The organism is Bradyrhizobium sp. PRIMUS42, assembly GCF_023006515.1.
Classification (GTDB): domain Bacteria; phylum Pseudomonadota; class Alphaproteobacteria; order Rhizobiales; family Xanthobacteraceae; genus Bradyrhizobium.
Window position 1 is genome coordinate 1 of the sequence record NZ_JALBGZ010000247.1, and the last position, 8,344, is coordinate 8,344.

General features: G+C 64.6%; 8 protein-coding genes. 6 read left to right on the forward strand and 2 right to left on the reverse strand.

Translation table 11 applies throughout. The annotated features are described in order from the left end of the window. The coding region (locus tag MOV75_RS19145) for a chloride channel protein (protein ID WP_247006389.1) at positions 1-1,152 on the forward strand (1,152 nt) is incomplete at its 5' end. 50 nt (positions 1,153-1,202) lie between these two features. Here MOV75_RS19145 and MOV75_RS19150 read toward each other — a convergent pair. After that, positions 1,203-1,460 carry a DUF2798 domain-containing protein gene (locus tag MOV75_RS19150; RefSeq protein WP_246922510.1) on the reverse strand — a complete coding sequence of 86 codons (258 nt, stop codon included), beginning with the start codon at positions 1,458-1,460 and terminating at the stop codon, positions 1,203-1,205. A 314-nt stretch (positions 1,461-1,774) separates the two neighbouring features. Here MOV75_RS19150 and MOV75_RS19155 point away from each other — a divergent pair, with 314 nt between their 5' ends. From MOV75_RS19155 to uraD, 5 genes are all read left to right on the forward strand, one after another. Continuing rightward, positions 1,775-2,197: a hypothetical protein gene (locus MOV75_RS19155; RefSeq protein WP_246922513.1), complete on the forward strand. Its 423-nt coding sequence runs from the start codon at positions 1,775-1,777 to the stop codon at positions 2,195-2,197. 1,293 nt (positions 2,198-3,490) lie between these two features. Further along, positions 3,491-3,757, forward strand: a complete 267-nt coding sequence (locus MOV75_RS19160; RefSeq protein WP_246922515.1) for a hypothetical protein — start codon at positions 3,491-3,493, stop codon at positions 3,755-3,757. Positions 3,758-3,846: 89 nt separating this feature from the next. Beyond that, on the forward strand, positions 3,847-4,260 hold the full coding sequence (locus MOV75_RS19165; RefSeq protein WP_246922517.1) for a DUF3830 family protein: 414 nt from the start codon (positions 3,847-3,849) through the stop codon (positions 4,258-4,260). After that, a complete protein-coding gene (gene puuE, locus MOV75_RS19170; RefSeq protein ID WP_246922520.1) occupies positions 4,261-5,196 on the forward strand; it encodes an allantoinase PuuE in 936 nt (311 codons plus the stop codon). A 5-nt stretch (positions 5,197-5,201) separates the two neighbouring features. Next, entirely contained in the window at positions 5,202-6,089 is an 888-nt protein-coding gene (gene uraD, locus MOV75_RS19175; RefSeq protein ID WP_246922522.1) for a 2-oxo-4-hydroxy-4-carboxy-5-ureidoimidazoline decarboxylase, read from the forward strand. On the opposite strand, the gene MOV75_RS19180 is transcribed toward uraD, so the two are convergent. Further along, positions 6,086-8,344, reverse strand: a 2,259-nt coding sequence (locus MOV75_RS19180; RefSeq protein ID WP_246922524.1) for a xanthine dehydrogenase family protein molybdopterin-binding subunit, incomplete at its 5' end; no start/stop codon positions are given. The genes uraD and MOV75_RS19180 overlap by 4 nt on opposite strands.

Consider the following 8,344-nt stretch of genomic DNA (forward strand, 5'->3'; position numbering starts at 1 on the left):
ATCCTGGCTGCCTCGCTCGCCGGCGCGTTGACCGCGCAATGGCTCGGCGGCGCGCCCTATTCGTTGGAGATACCCAAGGTCAGCGCCGTCGGCGTCGAGCAATATTTGGCGCTGATCGGGCTCGCGCTCATCACCAGCGGCGTCGGCATCGCCGTGATGCGCTCCTCCCCGATGTTCGAGCGGCTGTTCAAATGGCTGCCGGTTTGGCTGCGGCCGGTGTTTGGCGGCCTCATCGTCGGCGGTTTCGCGATTGTCACGCCGCAGGTGCTGGCGGCCGGCCATGGCGCCATGGTTCTTGATCTCTTTCACGAGATGGCGATCGGCATGATCGCGCTGATCATCGCCTTGAAGGTGACCGCCTGCCTGATCTCGCTCGCCTCGGGCTTCCGCGGCGGCCTGTTCTTCGCTTCGCTGTTCGTGGGCAGCCTGATCGGAAAGTTCTTTGCCGCGGTGCTGCTCTTGATCAGTCCGAACTTCGCGATCGATCCGCTGGTCGCAATGCTGACGGGCATGGCGACGCTCGGGGTCGCCATCGTCGGCGGCCCGCTGACCATGTCGTTCCTGGTGCTCGAGATGACCCGCAATGTCGACGTCACCGCCGTGGTGCTCGCCGGTTGCATCGTCACCTCGATCTGCGTCCGCTTCATGTTCGGCCACTCCTTCTCGACCTGGCGCCTGCATCTGCGCGGCGAGACCATCCGCAGCGCCAACGACGTCGGCTGGCTGCGCAATCTCACCGTCGAGCGGCTGATGCGCTCCGACGTCGGCAAGGTGCCCTCGACCACGACGATTGCCGCGGTGCGCCGCGAGTTCGCGCTGGGCTCGCGGCCGGGAATCGTCATCGTCAACAATGCCGACGAATATGTCGGCCTCGTCCTGCTGCCCGATTTGTTCTCCAGCGACCTCGACACCATCGCCGACGACATCCAGGTGATCGAGCTTGCCGGCCTGATCGACATCGTGCTGATCCCGGAAATGAACGTGAAGTCGGCGATGGCGGTGTTCGACGAGGCCGAGGCCGAGATGCTGGCGGTGGTCGATTCCACCGACAGCCGCAAGGTGGTCGGATTCCTCACCGAGAGCTTCGTCCGCCGCCGCTATGTCGAGGAGATCGACAAGGCGACGCGCGGCGTGCTCGGCGCGCTGTCGTAAAATCAGTTGGAGGCGGGACGGCGGGTTCAATCCGCCGCCGTCCGCGCCGGTTATCGGCCTGGTTGAGATGGGGCCGCGACGAGCAGCGTCACGATGCGCCGGACCACCGGCAGCACCACGAGCAGCGTTGGAAAGGCGACCAGCCAGGACAGGGCCCAGGCGCCGGGCCACGTCGCGAGGAACGCCGGCGTTGCGCCGAGGCTCCGAAGCGTCGAAATGACCGACACCACGGCCGTCATGAGGATGGACAGCACGAATGGCATCACGATCGGCGCATAACGCGCCGGCAGTTTGCGAACCGCAATCATCTGATTTCTCTCGGGGAAAAGGACGCGTCGATCACGGTGAACCCTCAAATGGCATCGATCCCGACGGCGTCGGTTGATGCGTTGGTTCACGTAAAACGCTTACGGCGACCGAAAAACGGCGCGCCTGTTCATTATCCGCTCAGGTTCGGTGGTTCAAGCTGCGATTTGGTCGTTCGTTTACAATCGTTCAAAGCGTGGCGGATTGCCGCGAACGTGAAACCATCTCAATGGTTTGCGCATTAAACAGGGTTTGCATATCTCTTCGTTGGGCAAGAATTAGGCAAGAACTTAGGCAAGAGCATAGGAAGGTCAAAATGACTGTTGGACCCGTGATTTCTGCAGCCGGCCGCAACATGGTGCTGGCCGCGTTCACAAGCCTCGCATTGGTCGCAAGCTCCATATCGCCCTCGGCTGCGGCGTCCCCGGGACCGGCTGAGCCGATATCCGCAAAGCCTGTCACGGCCGGGCAGGGCTCCTCCGACGTCACCGATTTCAGCGCAGCCCGCCGTCGCTACTATCGGCGCGGGCCGAATGCCGCCGGTCTGGCCTTCATGGGCCTTGCGGCGGGCGTGATCGGCGGTGCGATCGCCGAGAGCCGGCGCCGCGACTATTACGAGAACCACTATTATTACGGCTCGCGTCCTTACTACGGCGGTCAGGGCTATTATGGTGGTCCGGGCTACGGCGGCGGCAGTCCGTTCTATTACGATCCGGGCTACCGCTACGGGCCGTATTGAGCGATCATTTCGACGCTGCCCGGATTGGGTTGCACGAAAGAGGGCGGTGCTTTGTGCCGCCCTTTTTGCTGCGTCGGTATTGTTGTAGCCGGATGGAGCCAACGGGTCGGCGCGAAGCGCCGCCCGATGACAGGCTCCGCGCAATCCGGGGCCGCTCGCGCGGTATCTTGCACTGTCCCGGATATCGCTGCGCTCATCCGGGCTACGCGACCGCGCCTGTGTCGCCCTCTGTCAATGCACTTCCGCAAAAATATTCCACTTTACCGAAATTCGGTTTTGTCGTATGTGTCGCTCATCCCGGCTCATCCAAGAGGGGCGATCTTGTGTCGTCACGCATCGCGAGCCGGGCCTGCGGTGGACGCGGCAGCGTCGGCACGAGAGGTGCGGGCAGGGCGGGTAGTCCCTGTGAGCCCGCGGCTTCGTGCAGACGAGCGGCGCTGTTAGGTTCGTCTCGCCTGTAAGTTTCCGGCTCCGTCGACAGGGCTGGGAATACTGCGGCGAAATGGCGGGCCGTGCGTACGGCAAAACCGTGTGGTCCTGGCCGTCGTTGCCACGGTCAAGCTCTTGCGGAGATGCGAGCGAGCCCAACCGGGCAGACTGCATCATCCAATTCGCGGGGCGAGGGAGGCCAAAGGAAAGTTCGGCTCCCGGGAGATCACGGCATAAGCCGTCCGACCATCGCGCAGGGAAGGCCGAGTGTTCGGCGCCACCTGTATGCTGCTGTGCGGTCTTCTTGCGCTACATTTCGCGCAGCAGACCGCGGGTGCGAGCTGGCACCCGGCCTTCCCTGCGCCCTCTTGGATTTGAGGGTGGCGAGATGAAGCAAAGCTCGGGCGAATTAAGTCGCGAGGCTGCGAAGGCGTGTCTGCGATTCGATCTGCCTGCCACAAACCCGATCTCGTAGGGTGGGCAAAGCGCAGCGTGCCCACGCATCTATCGCCGCATCTGAAAGGTCGTGGGCACGGCGCTATGCGCCTTTGCCCACCCTACGGCATCGCGGCCGGGATGTGGACTGGAGTATTGCGATGCCGCCTCATACTCCGTCATTGCGAGCGCAGCGAAATCAATCCAGAATCCCTCCGCGGAGAGACTCCGAATTGTTTCCGCCTTCGCCAAAGGCTTCGGCGGACACGTCAGTGCGCTGCAGAGCCGGGGCCCATCTCGCCGCATTGTACCATGCGCTCTCTGGGTTGGCGCATCCGGCCAATTATTCGGCAATCGCGCCCGTTGGCGCCGATGGACTTGCCCCCGGCAATCCGGTTCAATGGGCTAATGCTGCGTGAGGCGACAACGATGTCGAGATATCTGCTAGTCCTGCTGCTGCTGGCTTCCCCGGCGGCCGCGCAAGCCAAAACGCCGAAGACCAATGCGGCGCATCCCGATCCCTGTGCCCCGATCGGGCGTACCGCGGATGGCAAGCTGGTCTACGCCATGACATGCGAGACCCTGCCGGCGCCGCCCCCGCAAGCGGAACTGAAGGAGGCGCCGCTGCCCGCCGCCGAGCCGGAACCGGAGACGCGGCGGAGCGGCATTTTCGGCTGGTCCTACGACCGCAGGTGATGCGGCCGCGGCACTTGCGCGAAGCTGTCGGGAGTGCTCTTTGCTTGAAAGTGTTCCGTGGGCCACCGGCCCCGATTCAGAGAGATGAGATGGGCAAACTCGCTATCCGTGCGGGCGATTTCAGCTTCGATGCCCGCTTCGAGGAGCAACTGGCACCCAAGACCGTCGCCGCCTTCCGCAAGGTGCTGCCGTTCGAAAGCCACATCATCCATGTGCGTTGGAGCGGCGAGGGCGTGTGGATGCCGCTCGGCGATCTCGACTTCGGCGTCGGCTACGAGAACCACACGAGCTACCCCGCGCCCGGTCAGATCATCCTCTATCCCGGCGGCATCAGCGAGACCGAGATCCTGCTGGCCTATGGCAGCGTCCACTTCGCGAGCAAGATGGGCCAGCTCGCCGGCAACCACTTCATCACGCTGACCTCGGGCCTGGAGAATCTTGCGACGCTGGGCAAGAGCGTGCTGTGGAAGGGCGCCCTGCCGATCCGCTTCGAGGAAGTCTAAGTGGCCGACATAAGCTACCCGCGCGATCTCCGCGGTTACGGCCGCAACCCGCCGCATCCAGAGTGGCCCGGCAACGCGCGGGTCGCGGTGCAGTTCGTCGTCAATTTCGAGGAAGGCGGCGAGAACAACATCCTGCACGGCGACCGCGCCTCGGAAGCGTTTCTGTCCGACGTGCTCGGCGCGCAGCCCTGGCCGGGCCAGCGTCATGCCAACATCGAATCGATGTTCGAATATGGCTCGCGCGCCGGCTTCTGGCGGCTGTGGCGGATGTTCACCGCGCGCAACTGGCCGGCCACCGTGTTCGGCGTCGCCACCGCGCTCAAGCGCAACCCGGAGATCGTAGCTGCCATGAAGGAGGCGGGCTGGGATATCGCCAGCCATAGCCTGAAATGGATCGAGCACAAGGACATGACCGAGGCGCAGGAGCGCGCCGAGATCGCGGAAGCGATCCGCGTCCATACCGAAGCCACCGGTTCGCGCCCCCTCGGCTGGTACACCGGGCGCTCCTCGATCAATACCAACCGTCTGCTGATGGAGGAAGGCGGCTTCCTCTATCTCTGCGACTCCTATGCCGACGATCTGCCCTATTGGATCAAGGGTGCGAGCGGCAAGCAGCTCATCATTCCCTATACGCTAGACGCCAATGACATGCGCTTCATCAATCCGCAGGGCTTTGCCGAAGGCGAGCAGTTCTTCACCTATCTGAAGGATGCCTTCGACGTGCTCTATGCCGAAGGCGAGAGCGCGCCGAAGATGATGTCTGTGGGCCTGCACTGCCGCCTCGCCGGCCGGCCCGGCCGCGCTGCCGGGTTGATCCGCTTCCTGGATTACATCGGCAAGCACGAGCGCGTCTGGGTGCCGACGCGATTGCAGATCGCGCAGCACTGGCACGACAAGCATGCGCACCTCGCGACCAATGCCTTCGAGATCGGTTGAGGACGATGTCGCAGATCTCGCTGGCCGATCTCAACGCAGCAAGCAACGCCGATTTCGTTGCGGCGCTCGCCAACGTCGTCGAATATTCGCCGTGGATCGCCGAGCAGCTTGCCGGCAAGCGACCGTTTAGCGGTATCAACCAATTGCACACAGCGCTGATGGCGGCGATCCAGAGCGCCGAGCCGGACGCACAGCTCGCGCTGATCCGGGCGCATCCCGATCTCGCCAACAAGACACAGCGCGCCGCAGGGCTGACGGCGGAATCGACCGACGAGCAGAACAGCGCCGGGCTCGACCGGCTCTCGGAAGCCGAGTACGCGGCTTTCGAGCGCGTCAACAACGCCTACCGCGACAAGTTCGGCTTCCCCTATATCGTCTGCGTGCGCCGTCACACCAAGGATTCTGTGCTGCGCGATTTCGAGATCCGGTTGCGCAATATCGCCAAGACCGAGACGCGGCGTGCGATCGAGGAAATCGGCCGCATCTCCGCGCTGCGGCTGGATCAGCTCGTCATTGCCGACGACAAGTTGAAGGTGCATGGCCGGTTGTCGACGCATGTGCTGGACAATCACATTGGCAAGCCCGCGGCGGGCATCCCGATTGAGCTGGTGGAGCTGGTGAGTCTCGGCGAGAACCGCGTCATCGCACGCGCGGTGACCAATGCCGACGGTCGCACCGACCAGCCGTTGATCGGCGGCCGCCCGCTGCCGATCGGCCGCTACGAGCTCAGATTCAGCGTTGCCAAATATTACGCCGAACGCAATGTGCCGCTGTCCGACCCGCCGTTCCTCGATGAAATCCCGCTGCGCTTTGCGATCAGCGAGCCGGAAGCCCACTATCACGTTCCGTTGCTGGTCACGCCGTGGAGCTATTCGACCTATCGCGGCAGCTAGCTGCCGAACTTGTCGAGCAATGCCGGAAACAGCCGGTCCGGCTTGAACGGGGGTGCGGTGAAGCGGATGCCGGTGGCGTTGGCGATTGCGTTGCCGAGCGCGGCGGCGACCGGATTATAGGGGCTCTCGCTCATCGATTTGGCGCCGAGCGGCCCGATCGTGTCGGACGTGTCGGCGAAGAACACCTCCGTGCGCGGCACATCGGCGAAAGAGGGCAGGTGGTAGTCGCGGAATTTCGGGTTGGCGACGCGGCCGTTGGCGTCGATCACCATCTCCTCGTAGAGCGCGGCGCCGAGCGCCTGCGCGACGCCGCCTTCGACCTGACCACGGCACTGCATGGGATTGGCCACGATTCCCGCGTCCGCCGCCTGCACGCTCCTGAGAATCCTGAGCTCGCCGGTGCCCTTGTTCACCGCGACGCGAAACCCCTGGACGTTGAAGCCGACCGAACGCGGCGTGCCCTCGGAATTGCCGCTGCTCGCGAATGGCTGCCCGCGTTCGCGCGCCAGCTTGACCAGCTCCGTAAAAGGCATGCGCCGGACGCCGCTGACGACCGCATTGTCCTCGAGCACACAGGCCTGAACGTCGCACAGCCACGCACCGGCGGCCGCCGCCTTCAGCTCGGTCGCAAGCTGCATGGAAGCCGCATGGGTCGCCTTGCCCGCAACGAAAGTGCCCGCACTGCCATAGGCGCCGGTGTCGTGGCCGCCGTGGGCCGTGTCGGACTGGCGCAGGCGGATCCTGTCGACCGTTGTCGCCAGCGTGGTTGCCGCGATCTGCCGATGCACCGTGCTGGTGCCGTTGCCGAACTCTGCGGTGCCGACGGTGAGGTCGAAACTGCCGTCCTCGCTGAGCGCGATCATGGCGTCGGCGATGTGCCCGGCCGGCGGCGCGGAGTCGATCATGGTGAGGGCGATGCCCTCGCCGATCAGCCATTCCGGCGAAAGCTCCGGCTGCGGGCCATCGGGCTGCATGGCGCGCTCGACGAGGTCGAGGCATTGGTCGAGGCCGTAGGACCCATAGACGACGTCGTGAAATTCGGATGGCGGCGGCGACAGCATGGGGTCGCCGTCCCTCACGATGTTGCGCCGGCGCATCTCGTAGGGGCTGATGCCGAGCTGCCTCGCCAACTCGTCGATGGCGGCTTCGATCGCGATCTGGGTTTGGGGCAGGCCGTAGCCGCGAAACGCGCCCGCCGGCACCGTGTTGGTATAAACCGCAAAGCCATCGACCCGCTTGTTCGGACAATTGTAGACGGCGATCGACTCGGACAGCGAGTGAAACATCACGGGTCCGGCATGATTGCCGTAAGCGCCGGTATTGGAGAGCACGTCGAGCTTGAGCGCGGTGAGCTTGCCGTCGGCGTCGGCACCGGCCTTGATATGGACCCGCATCGGATGCCGCGTCGAGGTCGCAATGAACTGCTCCTCGCGGGTGAACTCCAGCTTCACGGGCCGGCCGGTCCTCAGCGCAGCGAGGGCCAGGATGTCCTCGACAAACATCTCCTGCTTGCCGCCAAAGCCGCCGCCGACACGCTCGCAGAACACGCGGACCTTGTCCATGGGGAGCTCAAAGATGTCCGACAGCGCGCGCCGGGTCAGGAACGGGACCTGGGTCGAGGTGCGGACGTTGAGCACGCCCGAAGGATCGAGCCAGGCGAGCCCGCCATGAGTCTCCAGCGCCGCATGCTGCACGCGATGGCTGTGGAAGGTGGCTTCGTAAGTGACGGCGGACGTGGCGAGCGCCGCCGCGACGTCGCCGATCTCGCCATGGGTCTCCGCCGCGAGATTGCGCTGGGGATCGGCGATGCGGTTCGCGGTGGTACGGTCAGGATGAATGACGGTTGCGCCCGGCGCCATCGCCTGTTCCGGATCGATCAGCGCAGGCAAAATCTCGTAGTCCACCTTAAGCCGGCGGCATGCCTCCTCCGCGGCGGCTTCGCTCTCGGCGACGATTGCGGCAACCCGCTGTCCGATGAAGCGGACGACGTCGTCGAGGACGCGAGTGTCCTCGGGGTCCATCCAGTCCTTTTCGTGCCGCGCGGTCGAGATCAGAACCGATGGCGCGTCCTCATGCGTCAGCACCGCGTGCACGCCGGGAACGCGAAGGGCGTCCGATTTGTCGATCGCGACGATCCTGGCGTGGGCGTGAGGCGACCGCACCAGCTTGATGTGCAGCAGGCCGTCGATGGCGGTGTCGAAGGTGTAGCGGGCCGTGCCGCGCACGATGTCGGGCCCCGCCGGTGCCGGCAGGCT

What these genes read in the sequence shown, in the direction of transcription:
- MOV75_RS19155 (WP_246922513.1), top strand. Translation starts at nt 1,775, where the DNA reads ATGACTGTTGGACCCGTGATTTCTGCAGCCGGCCGCAACATGGTGCTG.
- MOV75_RS19165 (WP_246922517.1), top strand. Translation starts at nt 3,847, where the DNA reads ATGGGCAAACTCGCTATCCGTGCGGGCGATTTCAGCTTCGATGCCCGC.
- MOV75_RS19150 (WP_246922510.1), bottom strand. Translation starts at nt 1,460, where the DNA reads ATGATTGCGGTTCGCAAACTGCCGGCGCGTTATGCGCCGATCGTGATG.
- MOV75_RS19160 (WP_246922515.1), top strand. Translation starts at nt 3,491, where the DNA reads ATGTCGAGATATCTGCTAGTCCTGCTGCTGCTGGCTTCCCCGGCGGCC.
- uraD (WP_246922522.1), top strand. Translation starts at nt 5,202, where the DNA reads ATGTCGCAGATCTCGCTGGCCGATCTCAACGCAGCAAGCAACGCCGAT.